Raw genomic sequence first — 15,614 nt, 5'->3', positions numbered from 1 at the left:
CTTGCGGACGCCGGCCGTGCTGGCAACAAAACACCGGTCAGAATTTGTAGCGCACCGTCAGCTGCACCGACCAGCGCGACAACACATCGGATTTGTTGGAGCCCACGCTGTCGAGCAAGCCGAAGGTCTGCGGCGTGTAGTTGCCGTTGGCGTCGGTATAGCTGCTCAGGTCATAGATGTACTTGCCGGTGGCCGGATCGATGCCGGCAAGATTGGCCAGGGTGCGCGTTTGCGGGTCATAGCCGAGCGCCGGCAACTGGCCCCACTTCTTGTCGAGCATGTTGAGGAAGTTGTAGATGTCCAGCACCACCTCGCCCTTGTTGCCCTTGAACAGGCCCGGGATCTCCTGACTGACGCGCAGATCGAGTTGGTGTGTCCAAGGCAAATAGCTGGAATTGCGTGGTACGTCGCGACCGGCGTATTGCTGCAGACCTGGCTGTGACTTGATGTAGTTGAAGAACTGCTGTTGCAACTGCGCCGAGGTGTTGCTGGTGAACTCGACATCGCCGGGGCCACTCGGCACGTAGACCAGATCGTTGTAATACACGCTGTCGCCATTGCCATCGCCGCCATAGACCCAGCTGTACGGCGTGCCGCTGGAAATGTTGAGGTAGGCGCCGAAGCTGGTGCGGTAGTCGCGGAAGAACTTGTGCGACCACGACAGATAGCCGCTGAGTCGATCCCGCACGTTGTAGTTGGCCGGGTAGGCCACATCGGCATTGGGATTGACGGCCGGGTTGTAACGCCAGTTGGAGTAGGCCACCGACGACGAGCCGGCATTGACGCTGCTGGCGCGGCCGTGGGTCCACGCCAGTGACCAGCCAAACCCGTCGTTACCGCCCGGATGCTGCAAGCGCAACGTGGTGTAGGTGGCACTACCCAGGTCCGAATTGCCCAGATACATGACGCTGCTATAGGCCGGGTTGGCGTTGGCCATCGCGCAGCTCGAGCTGGTGCAAAGAGTGCCATTGCTGTTGAGCTTGAAAAAAATGGGCCGGCCATCCGGGCCGATCGCCGTCGGCTTGCCAAGGTTGAGGTTCTGGTACCAGATCGCGTTTTGATCCTTGACGTAGGAGATCTCTGCACTGGCCACCATACCCCACCACGGTAACTCGTGGTCCAGCGCCAGCGAGGTCTTCATCACAGTGGGCTGCTGGAAGTTATTGGCCAGCAGATCGATGGTCTGCTTGGGTTGGTTGGTGGCTGGCTTGGGCTGGTTATATGGATTGGATGACAGCGGGCCACCGGTCGCCTGGTTGTAGGCGGTGTAGGTGACGACGTTGATGCCATTGTTGGTGAACGGATTCGACTGCCACACCGCCGGCGTGGCGCCCATGAACAAGCCGATACCGCCACGCAACTGCGTGGGCAGTGCGGTGTCGAAGGTGTAGTTGAACGACAGCCGCGGCTCGAGCACCGAATGGCCGTTGATGGTGTTGTTGTTGGGCATGCCAAAGGCCTGCGCGAATCCGGCGTTGTAGGCCGGCTTGGTGCCGACCTCGGGGATATCCCAACGCAGACCGTATTGCAGGTTCAGCGCATCGTTGATCTGCCACACGTCCTGCGCGAAGAGGCCCCAGTTTTCGTAGGACCAGATCGCCGAGGCATTGGCAAGGTTGCCGCCGGTCGGCTGGCGCAATTGATAGTAGGAATAGTTGCCGGCCTGGAAATTGGCGATGCTGTTGAACTGGTAAGCACCGGCGAAATACTGCAGGAACAGGTTGTTGTAGTCGTTGCGCAGATAATCAACGCCGAACTTCACGGTGTGGTCATTGAGAAACAGCGTGCCCGCCCAGAATCCGGTCCAGGTCTTGGTGTCGAGGCTGTTGGCCTGATACGAATAGTTGGTCCCCATGTACACGCTGGGGCCACTGGTGCCGTTCACGTAGACCTGCACCTGCGGCGACAGCGGTCCATTCAACTGCGGCGTGCGCGCGTAGCTGCCATAGGACACGGTGGCCTCGGATGAAAACGTGTCCGACCAGTCGTCATAGCTGTTGATGACGTAGTTCCTGAAATCGCGCAACTGCGAATAGTTGGCACTGGCCAGGTTGATGGTGCCGCGCGAACCGCCGCTGCCGCCGACCACGGCCAGCGTGCTCTTGTCGCGGTCGTAGCGAAAACTCATGCGATGGTTGTTGTTGATGTTCCAGTCGAACTTGGCGAGGTAGCGCTTCTCGTCGGTATTGGGCGCGCCGAGCGCACTGCTGCCGGTGACCAAACCATAGCCCTGCGCGATTTGCGTGATTTGGTCGAGCTGCGCCTGGGTGATCGGCACGATGCTGCCCTTGCCCGAGCCGATGATGCCGACGTCCGGCGCCGGCGCCGTGGTCTTGCTGTCCTCGTAAGCCACGAAGAAGAACAGCTTGTCCTTGACGATGGGGCCACCGAGGGTGAAGCCGGCCGTGGTCTGCTTGTTGAAGCCCGAGAAACCGTTGCCGGACTGGTCATCACCGACCCATTTGCTGGGCAGGTACACGTAGTACAGGTCACCATGGAACTGGTTGGTGCCGCTCTTGGTCACCGCGTTGATCTGCGCGCCGGTGTTGCGTGCGTTGGTGACGTCGTAGTTGTTGGTGGCGACGTTGACCTCGCTGATGGTGTCGATCGAAATCGGCGAGCCCAGCGACGGCGTGCCGCCGGCCTCGAGGCCGAACGGGTCATTGGTCGGCACCGCGTCGATGCTGATGTTGTTGTAGCGGCTGTTCTGGCCCAGCGCGGAAATAGCGTTGCTGCCGGGCGTGACGTTGACCATCGGATCGAGGCGCACGTAATCCTGCAGACCGCGCCCGGTGCCCGGCAAGGTGTCGATCTGATGCTGCGTCACCGTGGTGCCCAGGCCGCGATTCTCGGGCTGGAAGATGCTGTTCATCGCGGTAGCCGTCACGGTGACCGCGCCGAGTTCCTTGGCCTGCACGCCGAGGGTGAAATCCAGCGTGCTGGTTTCCGCCAGCTTGAGGTAGATGCCGCCCTTCTCCGAGGTCTCCATGCCCTGCTTCTTCACCGTGATGTCGAACGGGCCACCCACGCGCAATCCCTGTGCGTTGTAGTTGCCCTTGGCATCGGTGGTGAGCACGCGCGTGGTGCCCGATGGCACGTTGACGATGGTGACGGTGGCGCCCGCCACCGGCTTGCCCTGCGCGTCGACCACCTGCCCGGTAACCGATGAGGAGGTGTTTTGCGCGAGCGCGCTGGAAAATGCCAGCAGCGACGCGATGGCGAACGGCAGTGCCTTGACCCGGATGCGATGATTCATGGATGTGCCCTTGATCACGGAAGAGAGGGATGGGGCACAGTCGCGCTGATCCGCGCATGCGGACGCAATGACGTGGCTGCGAACCCCTTACGCGAAGCTTTCGGACGCGTAACAAAAGGCTAACAGCTTCGCATGACAGTTTTGTAAAACATGCCGGATTGTAAACAAGCAATCCATGCCGCACCCGGCGGCTGCCGACTGCGCCAATCGACACTGGCCGGCATCCGCGCCGGCAATGGCGGCATCTGGATGCCAGAGTGCTCGGGTCATCACGGCCAGCCGCTGCGCGCAAACGGATGAGTCCGGCGATATCGCACCCGCCGCGCCCGTTGGAACACGCGCGAATCAGTGGCTACGATCAGATCACGTTTTGGCCTGGCGCCGCACCGGCCGCCGTCCGCGCCGCCGCCAGACCCTGATGCCGGACGCTGCGCCCGCGCAACCGCGCGCAGCAGGGTCTTCACGCAGGCCCATTCGTCACCTGGCGGACATGATCGATGACCCCGCGTGAGGTGGATCCGCTTGCCAGCGGTCGCTGCAGCGGCGTTTCAGCGCGCCGCCAGTCCGGACTGTCGATCAGCCCGCGAGCCGGCGCGTCTTGGCATCATCCGAACGCGTGATTTCAAGGGCTTCGAGATAGCCCGCGTCCAGTCCGGTGACGTATTCGCCGTTGAAGCACGAAGCATCGAAGTGCGTCAGCGCTTCGTTACCCTCGGCGACCGCCGCTTCCAGATCGGCCAGATCCAGATAGACCAGCCAGTCGGCGCCCAGCAAGGCCTCGACTTCGGCCTCGCTGCGCCCGTGCGCGACCAGCTCGTGCACCGCCGGCATGTCGATGCCATAGACATTCGGGTAGCGCACCGGCGGTGCGGCCGAGGCGAAGTAGACTTTGCGCGCACCGACTTCGCGTGCCATCTGGATGATCTGCTTCGAGGTGGTGCCACGCACGATCGAGTCGTCCACCAGCAGCACGCTCTTCTTGCGGAACTCAAGCTCGATCGGATTGAGCTTGCGGCGCACCGACTTCGCGCGCTCGCCCTGCCCCGGCATGATGAAGGTGCGGCCGATGTAGCGGTTCTTGACGAAGCCCTCGCGGAACGGCACGCCCAGCACTGCCGCCAGCGAACTGGCCGCGGTGCGCGCCGTGTCGGGAATCGGGATCACCGCGTCGATATCGTGGTCCGGGCGCAGGCGGCGGATCTTGGCGCCGAGGCGCTCGCCCATGCGCAGCCGCGCCTTGTACACCGACACGTCCTCGATCATCGAATCCGGCCGCGCCAGATACACATACTCGAAGATGCACGGCGCATGCACCGCACCGCGGGTGCAGACGCGGCTGTGCAGACTGCCGTCGAGACCGACGAACACCGCCTCACCCGGTGCCACGTCGCGCAAGCGCTTGAAACCGAGTATGTCGAACGCCACCGATTCGGAGGCCAGCGCATAGTCGTTGCCGGCGCTCCCTTCGCGCACGCCCAGCACCAGCGGGCGGATGCCGTTGGGATCGCGGAACCCCAGCAGCCCCTGCCCCATGATCAGCGCCACGCAGGCATAGCCGCCGCGCGCGCGCCGATGCACCTGGGCCACGGCGTCGAACAAAGCCTCGGCGCTGAACTTGAGCGGCGCCGCGGCAGCCAGTTCGTGCGCGAGGACATTCAGCAATACCTCGGAATCGGAATCGGTGTTGATATGCCGACGGTCATCCTCGAACAGCTCGCGGCGCAACGCATCGGTGTTGACCAGGTTGCCGTTGTGCGCAAAGGCGATGCCGTAGGGTGAGTTCACGTAGAACGGCTGCGCCTCGCCAACCTCGGCGCTGCCAGCGGTCGGGTAGCGGCAATGGCCGATACCGGCGCGACCCCGCAGCATGCGCATGTGCTCTTCGCGGAACACATCGCGCACCAGGCCGTTGTGCTTGTGCAGGCGCAAGCGCGCGCCGTCCAGCGTGGCGATGCCGGCGGCGTCCTGGCCGCGGTGCTGCAGCACGGTCAGGCCGTCATAGAGCTGTGGTGCAACATCGCTGCGACCAACGATGCCAATGATTCCGCACATGGTTTCAGGACTCGGGGGATGCTGGGGGCGGAGTGACGCGGCGGGGCAATGCAAACGGCAACTTGACGGCTGCCAGCGGTGATGGATCAAAACGCACGTAGCGCGCCACCTCGGGCGGCAGGTGTGCCTGCAATGCTTCGGCCGCGCGCTGAAAACCGGGCAGCAGGACCGAATGACGCCACCAAGGATCGCGCGGAAACGGCGTCATGCCCAGCAGCAGTACACCCAGGGTCACGATCAGCACGCCGCGCGCCGCGCCGAACAGCATGCCCAGCATGCGATCGGTGCCGGACAGGCCGGTACCTTGCACCAGCATGCGCAACAGCCAGCCGAGTACGGCACCCGCGATCAGCACCAGCACGAAAATCAACGCCCACGCCGCGAACAATCGCGCCGCCGGCGCGCGCAGCGCCGCGGGCATGTAGGCCGAGACCGCCGCGCCGAATTGCCATGCGGCCCACAGCGCCACGATCCAGACCGCCAGCGCCAGCACCTCGGCGATCAAACCGCGCCACAGTCCCAGCAGCACCGAGATCACGATGATCGCGATGATGATGTAATCGGCAGTGCTCACGGCAATCCCGCCGGCTCAATGCGCAACGGCCACGATGCCATCCTGCGCCAGTTTGGCCTTCAACTGCGCGCGCAAGGCCACGGCGGCATCGCGGCTGGCCTCCGGCCCGACGCGCACGCGCCACAACGTGGCTCCCTGCGCGGTGCGCACGGTGTCGGTATAGGCCGCGAATCCGGCGGCAAGCGCACGGCTCTTCAGGGCCTGCGCCACGGCAGCGCTGTCGAAGGCGCCCAGTTGCACCACCCAGCCGCCGGGCTGCCCGGCCGGCAAGGCACTGGCCGCCTGATCGGTGCCAAGATTGCCCGGACTGGAAACCAGTACCGCCGGCGCGTTGGGCTCGTGCGCGCGGATACGCAAGCGCGCCGCCTCGGCCAGCGCACGATTGGGATAGGGCCCGGCGGTCACCCGCGTCATCGCCTGCGCCTGGCGCAGGATCGGGTGGATGGTGGCGTGGATGCCGAGCTTGGCCAGGCGCCGCACCAACTCGCGTGCATTGACCGAATTGATGTACACCCCGAGGTCGATGATGTAACTCGAGCGTGCCGCGGTACCCACCGGCAACGGCACCGAGAGTTGCTTCGGCTTCACCACGGTGGCGGCCCGCGGCGGCTGCATGGCCGGCGCGGCAAGTGGTGCGGTGGCGTTCTCGCCCGCGACCGCGGACGCGCCCCCGCGAGGCATGCGCGGCGGCGGTGCGAACGCCTGCGCCATGCCGGGCGCCGGGCGCGGCAGCGCCTCGCTGCTGGCGGCATCCGGCGGCGCACCGGGCAGGGTGACCGTCGCCAGACGTTGGCCGGGCAGCGCCGAAGCCGCGGCGGCCTGCGTCATGGGCGCCTGGCCCGTGCTGGCAGCCGCTGCCGTCGGCGCCGGCGCGCCCAGCTCCAGCGTCTTGCTTTGCAAGGGCGGCTCGGGCTGCGCCGGAATGCCGAGGCTGACCGAGGTCGTGGCGCTGCCACCCTGCTCGTGCCCGGAGAAGAACATCGGCACCGCGATGACAACCAGTGCCAGCAACACGGCGGCACCGATCAAACGCTGTTTCAGGCGTGTATCCACGACGGTGCTCGCGGGCGGGAAAGGCGGCAGATTATAGCGCCTGCGCCGTGTCCCTTCGCTGCCAGCGCCAGCGGATTCAGGCCTGCGGCGGCGATCGCTCCAACACCGCGCCGGCAATATGGAACGAGCCGAAGGCAAGTACGCGCCCGCGCATGGGCAGCGCCGCACGCGCCGCGGCCAGCGCGGCGTGCACATCGGCATGCAGGCTGATCGCCGCCTGCGGCAGTGCCATCCGCAAGCGCGCGGCGACGCTGGCCGCGTCAAGACCGCGCGCGCCGGCATCCAGGATGCCGCAGACGTGCCAGTGCGCGATGCGTGCGCCGAGCGCGGCGCCGATGCCGGCAATGTCCTTGTCGGCCAGCGCGCTGAACACGGCGTGGGTGAGCACCCACGGTTGCGCATCCAGCCACGCCGCCAGCCCGGCGGCGGCCTGCGGATTGTGCGCAACGTCCACGATCAAGTCGGGGGTGCCGCCCAGATCTTGCAGGCGGCCTGGCAAACGCACCGACGCAATACCCCTGGCGTAGTCTTGCGGCGCCCATCCGAGTCGCTGGCGCAGCGCCCACAGCGCCGCCAGCGCGGCAGCGACGTTCTCGGGCTGGCGCGGGCCGGCCAGCGACAGTTCGAGCAGGTCGACGGCGGCGATCTCTCCGGCCGCGGGCAAGGCATGCCCAGCGCCTGCCGGGGTGCTCCAGCGCCAGCCGTCGACCTGCGCCACGATGGCGAAATCCAACCCCAGCCGCAGCAGCGTGGCGCCCGCATCCGCGGCGCTCCCGGACAGTCCGTCAGGCACGTCGCTGCTGCCCAGGATCAACGGCCGCCCGCTGCGCGCGATGCCGGCTTTCTCGCGGCCGATGCTGTCGCGATCCGTGCCCAGATACTCGGTGTGGTCGATGCCGATCGTGGTGACGATGGCGGCATCGGCGTCGATGATGTTGACCGCATCCAGGCGCCCCCCGAGGCCCACTTCCAGCAACGCGACCTCGAGCCGTGCATCTGCGAACAGCAGCAGCGCGGCCAGGGTCCCGTACTCGAAATAGGTCAGCGGAATGGCGCCGCGCGCCTGCTCGATGCGCGCGAAGGCCGCGCACAGGGCGGCATCATCGGCCTCGCGTGCGTCGATGCGCACGCGCTCGTTGTAACGCAGCAGGTGCGGCGAGGTATAGGCCCCCACGCGCAACCCGCGCGTGCGCAACATGGCTTCGAGAAACGCCACGGTCGATCCCTTGCCATTGGTGCCACCCACGCTGATGACACAGCGCGCCGGCGATGGCGCACCCAGCGCCTGCCAAACCATGCGCACGCGCTGCAGGCCCAGTGCGATCGGCTGGGCGTGCTGGCGTTGCTGGTATTCCAGCCAATCGGCAAGCGTGTCGGGCAGGGTCATCGGTGAGTTCCGCAAGGCGGCGCGCAGCATGCGCAGCGCGCGCGGCGTGTGCAAGCATGGCGCGCATGTTGCGTTTGCCGCGCGGCTTTGGCCTGATGCACCGCATGACCCGTGATCTGCGCACCCGTCTCGGCGCCGCGCTTGCGGCCGCGCCGCCTGGCGCATTGCGGGTGGCGTACAGCGGCGGACCCGATTCCAGCGCGCTGCTGCATGCGCTGAGCCTGCTGCCGGCGGCGCGCGCGCGCGACCTGCAGGCGCTGCATGTTGATCACGGCCTGCACCAGGACAGCGCGCGCTGGGCCGCGCACTGCCTGGCGCAATGCGCGTGCTGGCAGGTGCCCGTCACCCTGTTGCGCGCGCGCGTGGATACGCGCACTGGCAGGGGCATGGAGGCCGCAGCACGCAGCGCGCGCTATGCCGCGCTGGCCGATCGATTGCCGGCGGGTGGCCTGCTGGTGCTGGCACAGCACCGTGAAGATCAGGCCGAAACCGTGCTGCTCAAGCTGCTGCGCGGCGCCGGTCCCGAAGGTCTGGGCGGGATGCGCGACCTGCGCACCTTCGCCGGCGGCTGGCTGTGGCGGCCACTGCTGGAGGTGCCGCGCACCACGCTGCATGCGCATATCGAAGCGCACGGATTGCACGTCATCGACGATCCCGCCAATCGCGATCCCGCCCATGCGCGCAGTTTTTTGCGCCAGCACGTCATGCCGCAACTCGGACGCCACTGGCCCGCGGCCTCCACCGCGCTGCTGCACGTCGCGCGCGTGCAGCGCGCGCTGGCCGATGATCTTGCACAGCGCAGCGCGGAAGCCTTGCGCACGCTGCTGGATGCACCGACGCAAACACTCGACATCGCCGCCTGGCTGGCCTTGCCGGAAGTGCTGCACGCCCCCGTGTTGGCACGTTGGCTGCACCCGCTCGGCCTGGATGCGCCCGGCAGTGCGCAGCGCAGCGCGCTGCAAACCATGCTGCGCGAGGCCGCGCGCGATCGCAACCCGCAGCTGCGTTACGCCGGCAGCGTGCTGCGCGCCTGGCGCGGCCGACTGTATGCGGAACCTTGGTCGCCGCCACCGCCAGACGAGTGGACTCTGGCCTGGGATGGCGCGCCGCTGGCGCTGGCGGGCGGCGCTTCGCTGTACCTGGATGCCGCCGCGCGATTCAATCCGCTGTTGCGCGTGCGTGCGTGCCGCGTGGGCGAGCGCGTGCGCCCGGCCGGCGCCGCACATGCGCGCGATCTAGGCAGCCTGTTCCAGCGCGCCAACGTGCCGCCATGGCAGCGTGCGCGCTGCCCGCTGGTCGAGACCGCCGCGGGCGAGATGCTGGCGCTGGGCGATATCGCGCTGAGCGCAGCCGGACAGGCTTACTTCAACGCGCACGGCGTGCGCCCGCGGTGGCGGCGCAGCGCGCCGCTGCCACCCGCTCAATCGATGCCGGCGATTGAATCGCCGCCTGCGCTGCGCTAGCGTTCGCGGCCATGGCCAAGTCCACGCGCAACGCAACAACCGTCCCCGGCCCAGCGGCCGCCTTCGAACAATCCCTGGATGAACTCGAGGCCCTGGTCGCACGCATGGAACAAGGCGATCTGAGTCTGGATGATTCGCTGGCCGCGTTCGAACGCGGCGTTGCCCTGTACCGCAACTGCCAGGGCGCGCTGGACCAGGCCGAACTGCGCGTACGCAAACTGCTCGATCCCGAAGCCCCCGATCTCGCCGAACCCTTTGAATCCGACGCACCTTGAGCTGGGCCCTGCGTTCGTTGCGTTGATCCGCCGCAGCGAAGCCGCACTCGAACGCGCCCTGCCACCCGCCCATCCCGGTCCCGGTCGCCTGCAGCAGGCCATGCGTTACGCCGCTCTGGGCAGCGGCAAGCGCCTGCGGCCGCTGCTCACCTATGCCACCGGCGTGCTGCTGCAAGCGCCGCTGGCGCGCCTCGATGCGCCGGCCGCGGCGGCCGAGCTGATCCACGCCTATTCGCTGATCCACGACGATTTGCCGGCAATGGACGATGACGACCTGCGCCGCGGCCGCCCCACCTGCCACGTCGCTTTCGGCGAGGCCACGGCGATCCTCGCCGGCGATGCGCTGCAGGCACTGGCCTTCGATCACCTCGCGCATGACGCCGCGCTCGATGTCGATGCCGACACGCGCCTGGCCATGTTGTGCACCCTGGCCACAGCGTGTGGTGCCGAAGGCATGGCCGGCGGCCAGGCGCTGGACCTGGCCGCGACCGGCGGCGATCTGGATGTGCCCGCGCTGGAGCATCTGCATGCGCTGAAGACCGGCGCGCTGATCCGCGCCTGCGTGCGCATGGGCGCGCTGGCCGCCGCGGCCGATGCCGCCACGCTACACGCGCTGGATGACTACGCGGCGGCGTTCGGCCTGGCTTTCCAGATCCGCGACGACCTGCTCGATGTCGAAGGCGCCACGGCGACGCTGGGCAAGACCGCGGGCAAGGATTCGCGCCAGGGCAAACCCACGTTTCCGACGCTGCTGGGCGTGGACGGCGCGCGCCAGCGCCTGCATGAAGTCACCGCGCAGGCGCTGCAAGCCCTGGCGCCGTTCGCTGCCCGGGCCGACTTGTTGCGCGAACTGGCGCAGCACGCCGCGGCACGCGCGCGCTGAGGCACGCGACCGCGGCGCATGCCTCAATTGATGAAGCGGATCGTCAGCGGATAGCGGTAACGCGTGCCGTTGCTGGTCTGCACCGCGGCGATGATCGACATCACGACATCGAACACCACGACCAGCGGTATCAGCAAGAAGCCGATCAGCATCAGCATCAGCACCCAGGAAACGAGGAATGCGATGAGCATGGTGAGCTGGAAGTTCACCGCTTCCTTGCCGGCCTCGTTGACCAGCGGCATCTGCTCCTTCTTGATCAGCCACAGCACCAACGGGCCGAGAATGAATCCTAAGCCGCTGACCAGGCCGAGCAGCGCCGACAGGTGCGTGAACATGGCCCAGTTGCGCTGATCCATCTCGCTGGATTGCGCCGGCGCGCTGGCGGTCGGTGGTGGCGGTGGTGGTGGCGTGGTGTACTGGGTTTCTTCGCTCATGGCAGGCTCCCCGTGGTCATGCCGGCAAGCCTCACGCGCGCCGCGCGCAGTGTCAATCGCAACCTCGCCGCAGGCGCCTCACGCCGCCAGGGCTGCACGCAACAAACCACCCTGCGGAGCCAGCGCGGCACTGCCTGGAAACACGCGTGTGGCCAGCACGCGCTCGCCGATGCCCAGGTGTGCGGCCAGCAAACCCTTGAACACGGCGCGGAAATCGGTGGTCGCGTGGATGTCGCGATTCTGATACAGCTGCTGCGGGCGCATGCCCGGCCACTGCCCGCCGACGCGCCCGCCGGCCACCGCGCCGCCGGCCACGAACATCACCCCGCCGGTGCCGTGGTCGGTGCCGTTGGTGCCGTTGATGCGCGCGGTGCGGCCGAATTCGGTGACCACCACCATGACCATGCGCGACCACACCGGCTGCGCCGCCTGCGCGAAACTGGCGAAGGCGTTGTCGAGCTCCTTGAGTTTGCGCGACAGGATCGCGGCCTGATTGGCGTGGGTATCCCAGCCATAGTCCTCGACGAAGCCGATGCGCGGACCGTCGGCCCTGGCCATGAACGTGCCTGCGGCCTGCATCAATTGCGGCAGGCGGCCGCCGCTGCCCATGGCCTTGGCCTTGCCGGCCGCCATCGCGTCAGCCGGAGCCAGCGCCGCGCCACCGCTGGCACCCTGATTGGCCAGTGCGTCGGCGAAGGCCACTGCCAGCCGCGGGTCCTCGGCGTACAGCGGTTCCAGGCGCTGCAACAGAATCGGATTGACGCGCATCGGCAGCGGCGGCGACCACGTCGTGATGCGGCCACCGCCGCGCATCATCAGCGGCATCACCGTGCTCACCGCCAGGCCATCGATGCCCGGCAGTGCGGCGACGGCGCGATTGAGCCAGCCGGTCTGCGCGCCATCCGGCGTGGCGGTGCCGTTTTCCACGCAATCCTGTGCCTCGAAATGCGAGCGCCCCCAGTACGGCGGTGCGGCCGCGACGATCGGCAGCAACTGGCCACGCTGGTAGAGCTGCTGCGCGAAGCGCAGCGCCGGATGCAGCGCGAAGGTGCCGTCCAGGCGCAGCGCAGCCGGGTCTTCCGCGGTGGGGCCGCTGGGTGTCAGCGCCAGCGGCCCGCGCAGCTCGGCATAGCCCGGATCGCCATACGGCGGCAGCGCATGGATGCCATCCAGACCCCCACGCAGCATCAGCACCAGCAGGCGCGTGTCGGCGCCCGTGGCGGCAAGGGTGATGCCCGGCCACAGCGTCAACGTGGCGGCGGCCGTGGCGGACAGTCCCATCAAGCGCAGGAATTCGCGGCGCGTGCTCATCTCACACCCTCCACTGGAATTCGGGGCTGGCGAACAGCAGCGCCAGCGCCTGCTCGGGCGCCTCGGCGCGCGCCAGCGCGGTGAGCGTGTCGGGGCGCAGCGCGGGGCCGATCACGCCCGCCGCCAGCGCCCGCGGCTCAAGGCCCACGCGCACGACACGCTCGGCCAGTGCCTCGGCCACCTGCACGCGCTTCCACAGCGCATCCGGCGCCACCCAGTCGGCGGCGACATCGGTGTAACCGGCCGGCGAGCGCGGCATGAAGGTGGGCTGTCCCAGGCGCATCAGCAAACCTTCCCACGGTTGCGGCTTGTCGCCCGGATCGATGGCGCCGGCGCGCAAGCCGGCAACCAGCAGATCCTGCGGCGTGCGGATCTTGCGCGCCTCCGGCGCCCACGTCACCGCATGCTGCAGTAGTGCGGCATATAGCGCCGGCAGCAAGCCGCCACTGGCGCGATAGGCCTGCGCCATGGCATCGACCAGTTCCGGCGGCGGCGTATCGCTGACGCAGTGCGTGGCCAGTTTGCTCGCCAGATGCCACGCGGTGGCCGGATGCATGGCAAAGTCAGCGAGGATGGCCTTGGCCTGATCCTCGCCGCGCTGATCGTAGACCTTGCCCAGCACGCTGACGTTGCCGGGCTCGTGCGCGAACGGGCGGAACTTGAACGCGGCGGTGACCTCGCCCTGCTCCAGCTCGCGCGGTGTCGGCAGACTCCAGCCAGTCAGCGCGCGCGCGAACTGGGTGACGTCGGCCTGGGTGTAATGCGCGCCGACGCCGAGCGTGTGCAGCTCCATGATCTCGCGCGCGAGGTTTTCGTTGAGTCCCAGCTTGCGCGCGGGCTGTCCGTCGGCACGGCGCGCCAGGCGCCGGTCGACACGCTCGGCCAATGGCGAATCCGGGCCCACCGACTGCGCCTGATCCAGATAGCGCAGCATGGCCGGATGCTGCTCGACCGCGATCAGCATGTCGTAAAAGCGCCCGTTGAGGTGCGGGCGGATCGCCTCGCGCTCCATCGGCGCGGCGTACAAGCGCACCGGGAACTTGTCCACCGATACCGCGAAGTGGTTGGACCAGAAGCGCACCAGGCGCTCGGCGAAGGGTGTTTCGCTGCGCGCAGCCAGCTGCCAGCGCGCGCTGGCCTCGCGGCGCAGATCGGCGCCAAACATCTGCACATACAAGCGCGCCAGCGGATTGACCGGCTTGCCGTCCTTGCCAATGGCAGGCGGCCGTGGCGTGCCTGCGTCCGCACGCTTGAGCGCACGCCGCTGCTGCTGCAACTGCGCCTCCTTGCGCAGGTAGTCGAGGCTATCCGGCAGGCCGGTGAACACGCCCAAATCCTCGGCGCGCTGGCTGGATTGACGCAACGCCCAGGCCTCGGCATCGCCCAACGCCACGATCTCGCCGTTGTGCGCACCCAGACCGAGACGATTCAGCGCGCTCGCAGCGCGTCTTGCATCGGCAGCACCCATCACCGCACTCCGCAGCCAGAACACGGCCGCATCTGTCCATGCACAACGCGCGGCCAGGTTGCGCGTTGACGCGGACCGGGCTAGTCGGCGCCGGCGACGGTCATCGCGCCGATCAGCAGCGAGGGCGTCATCAGGCCGCCGCGCGCATCCAGATCGCGGCCCACGGCTTCGATGCCGGCGAACATGGCGCGCAGGTTGGAGGCGATGGTGACTTCCTCGACCGGGTACGCGATCACGCCGTGCTCGACCCAGTAACCGGCGGCGCCGCGCGAGTAATCACCGGTCACGGTGTTGACGCCCTGCCCCATCAGTTCGGTCACCACCAGCCCGCTGCCCATGGCATCAAGCATCTGCGCGAAGTCCAGCGCACCCGGCTCGAGAATCAGGTTGCGCACGCCGCCGGCGTTGGCGGTGCTGGACAGGCCCAGTTTGCGCGCCGAATAGCTGCCCAGGACATAGCGCCCGAGTACGCCGTTTTCGATCAAAGGCTGCTCACGCGTGGCCACGCCTTCGGCATCGAACGTGGCCGAAGCCGGGCCGCGCGGCAGACGTGGCCGCTCGATGATGTTGATGTGCGCCGGGAACAGACTCTGCCCGATCTGATCGAGCAGGAAACTGGCACGCCGGTACAGCGCACCACCGCTGACCGCGCCGACCAGATGTCCGAGCAGCGAGCGCGCCGTATCCGGCGTGAACAGTACCTTGCAGGTGCGCGTACCCAGCGTGCGCGCACCCAGTCGCGCCAGCGTGCGCTCGGCGGCGCGGCGGCCCAGCGCGGCGGCATCCATCAGATCCTCCTGCGCGCGCGCGCTGTCCCACCAGTAATCGCGTTGCATGCCATCCGCGCCGTTGCCGGCGATCAACGCACACGACAGCGAGTGCTGCGTGGCGTGCTCGCGGCCGAAGAAGCCATGCGAGTTGGCATAGACCTCGAGCGCGCTGCCGCTGCCGACGCTGGCGCCTTCGCTGTTGGCGATACCGGCGATTTCGAGCCCGGCGGACTCGCAACGTTGCGCCAGCAGCACGGCGTCCTCCACGCTCAACGGCCACGGATGCCACAGGTCGAGGTCGGGAAACTGCGTGGCCATCAGCGCGGCATCGGCAAGTCCGGCGGCCGCATCGGACTCGGTATGCCGCGCGATGGCGCAGGCGTGCTCCAGCGTCGCCGCGATCGACGCGGGCTTCAGATCAGCCGTGCTGGCGCTGCCCTTGCGCTGACCGAAATACACGGTGAGGCTGAAGCCGCGATCGCGCGTATGCTCGATGGTTTCCACCTCGCCCATGCGCACATTGACGTTGAGTCCGGTCTGCACGCTGGCGCTGACTTCGGCCGCACTGGCGCCGGCACCGCGCGCGCGCGCGATCACCTCCGCGGCGATGGCGCCAAGCCGGTCGAGTTCAGCGGCGGGGTTCAAATCGGCATCGCCGGCGGCGATCACGGCACTGGGCATGGATAGG

At 67.7% G+C, this 15,614-nt stretch carries 12 protein-coding genes; 3 read left to right on the top strand and 9 right to left on the bottom strand.

Features of this window, described 5'->3' with window-relative positions; translation table 11 throughout:
• Nucleotides 1–37 precede the first annotated feature (37 nt).
• The 5 genes from Mschef_RS04900 to folC all read right to left on the bottom strand — a co-directional run bounded on the left by Mschef_RS04900 (nucleotide 38) and on the right by folC (nucleotide 8,322).
• Nucleotides 38–3,256 carry a TonB-dependent receptor gene (locus tag Mschef_RS04900; protein WP_081126662.1) on the bottom strand — a complete coding sequence of 1,073 codons (3,219 nt, stop codon included), beginning with the start codon at nucleotides 3,254–3,256 and terminating at the stop codon, nucleotides 38–40.
• A gap of 576 nt (nucleotides 3,257–3,832) precedes the next feature.
• Entirely contained in the window at nucleotides 3,833–5,308 is a 1,476-nt protein-coding gene (gene purF / locus Mschef_RS04895) for an amidophosphoribosyltransferase (protein ID WP_081126661.1), read from the bottom strand.
• Nucleotides 5,309–5,312: 4 nt separating this feature from the next.
• On the bottom strand, nucleotides 5,313–5,882 hold the full coding sequence (locus Mschef_RS04890; RefSeq protein WP_081126660.1) for a CvpA family protein: 570 nt from the start codon (nucleotides 5,880–5,882) through the stop codon (nucleotides 5,313–5,315).
• Between the two features lie 15 nt (nucleotides 5,883–5,897).
• The gene (locus Mschef_RS04885) at nucleotides 5,898–6,935 is read right to left on the bottom strand and encodes an SPOR domain-containing protein (RefSeq protein WP_136256474.1); all 1,038 of its coding nucleotides are present in this window, start codon (nucleotides 6,933–6,935) and stop codon (nucleotides 5,898–5,900) included.
• A 76-nt stretch (nucleotides 6,936–7,011) separates the two neighbouring features.
• Nucleotides 7,012–8,322, bottom strand: coding sequence for a bifunctional tetrahydrofolate synthase/dihydrofolate synthase (gene folC, locus Mschef_RS04880; protein WP_081126853.1), 1,311 nt, complete (start codon nucleotides 8,320–8,322; stop codon nucleotides 7,012–7,014).
• 65 nt (nucleotides 8,323–8,387) lie between these two features.
• On the opposite strand from folC, the gene tilS reads away from it, so the two are divergent.
• The 3 genes from tilS to Mschef_RS04865 are packed head-to-tail and all read left to right on the top strand — an operon-like array spanning nucleotide 8,388 to nucleotide 10,943.
• Nucleotides 8,388–9,785 (top strand): tRNA lysidine(34) synthetase TilS, encoded by a 1,398-nt coding sequence (gene tilS / locus Mschef_RS04875; RefSeq protein WP_242426450.1) that lies wholly within the window; start codon nucleotides 8,388–8,390, stop codon nucleotides 9,783–9,785.
• Between the two features lie 11 nt (nucleotides 9,786–9,796).
• Nucleotides 9,797–10,060, top strand: coding sequence for an exodeoxyribonuclease VII small subunit (locus tag Mschef_RS04870; protein ID WP_081126658.1), 264 nt, complete (start codon nucleotides 9,797–9,799; stop codon nucleotides 10,058–10,060).
• On the top strand, nucleotides 10,041–10,943 hold the full coding sequence (locus tag Mschef_RS04865) for a farnesyl diphosphate synthase (RefSeq protein ID WP_081126657.1): 903 nt from the start codon (nucleotides 10,041–10,043) through the stop codon (nucleotides 10,941–10,943). The genes Mschef_RS04870 and Mschef_RS04865 overlap by 20 nt, the downstream gene beginning before the upstream one ends.
• A 23-nt stretch (nucleotides 10,944–10,966) precedes the next feature.
• Here Mschef_RS04865 and Mschef_RS04860 read toward each other — a convergent pair whose 3' ends face one another.
• From Mschef_RS04860 to pmbA, 4 genes are all read right to left on the bottom strand, one after another.
• Nucleotides 10,967–11,377, bottom strand: coding sequence for a DUF4870 domain-containing protein (locus tag Mschef_RS04860; protein WP_081126656.1), 411 nt, complete (start codon nucleotides 11,375–11,377; stop codon nucleotides 10,967–10,969).
• A gap of 78 nt (nucleotides 11,378–11,455) precedes the next feature.
• On the bottom strand, nucleotides 11,456–12,688 hold the full coding sequence (locus tag Mschef_RS04855; protein WP_081126655.1) for a DUF1501 domain-containing protein: 1,233 nt from the start codon (nucleotides 12,686–12,688) through the stop codon (nucleotides 11,456–11,458).
• A 1-nt stretch (nucleotide 12,689) separates the two neighbouring features.
• Nucleotides 12,690–14,156 (bottom strand): DUF1800 domain-containing protein, encoded by a 1,467-nt coding sequence (locus Mschef_RS04850; RefSeq protein WP_081126654.1) that lies wholly within the window; start codon nucleotides 14,154–14,156, stop codon nucleotides 12,690–12,692.
• Nucleotides 14,157–14,236: 80 nt separating this feature from the next.
• On the bottom strand, nucleotides 14,237–15,607 hold the full coding sequence (gene pmbA / locus Mschef_RS04845; protein WP_242426449.1) for a metalloprotease PmbA: 1,371 nt from the start codon (nucleotides 15,605–15,607) through the stop codon (nucleotides 14,237–14,239).
• Between the last annotated feature and the right edge of the window lie 7 nt (nucleotides 15,608–15,614).

The organism is Metallibacterium scheffleri (assembly GCF_002077135.1).
In the GTDB taxonomy this organism is placed as follows: domain Bacteria; phylum Pseudomonadota; class Gammaproteobacteria; order Xanthomonadales; family Rhodanobacteraceae; genus Metallibacterium; species Metallibacterium scheffleri.
Note: the sequence above shows the minus strand (reverse complement) of the source record. Positions and strands in the feature narration are given on the sequence as shown.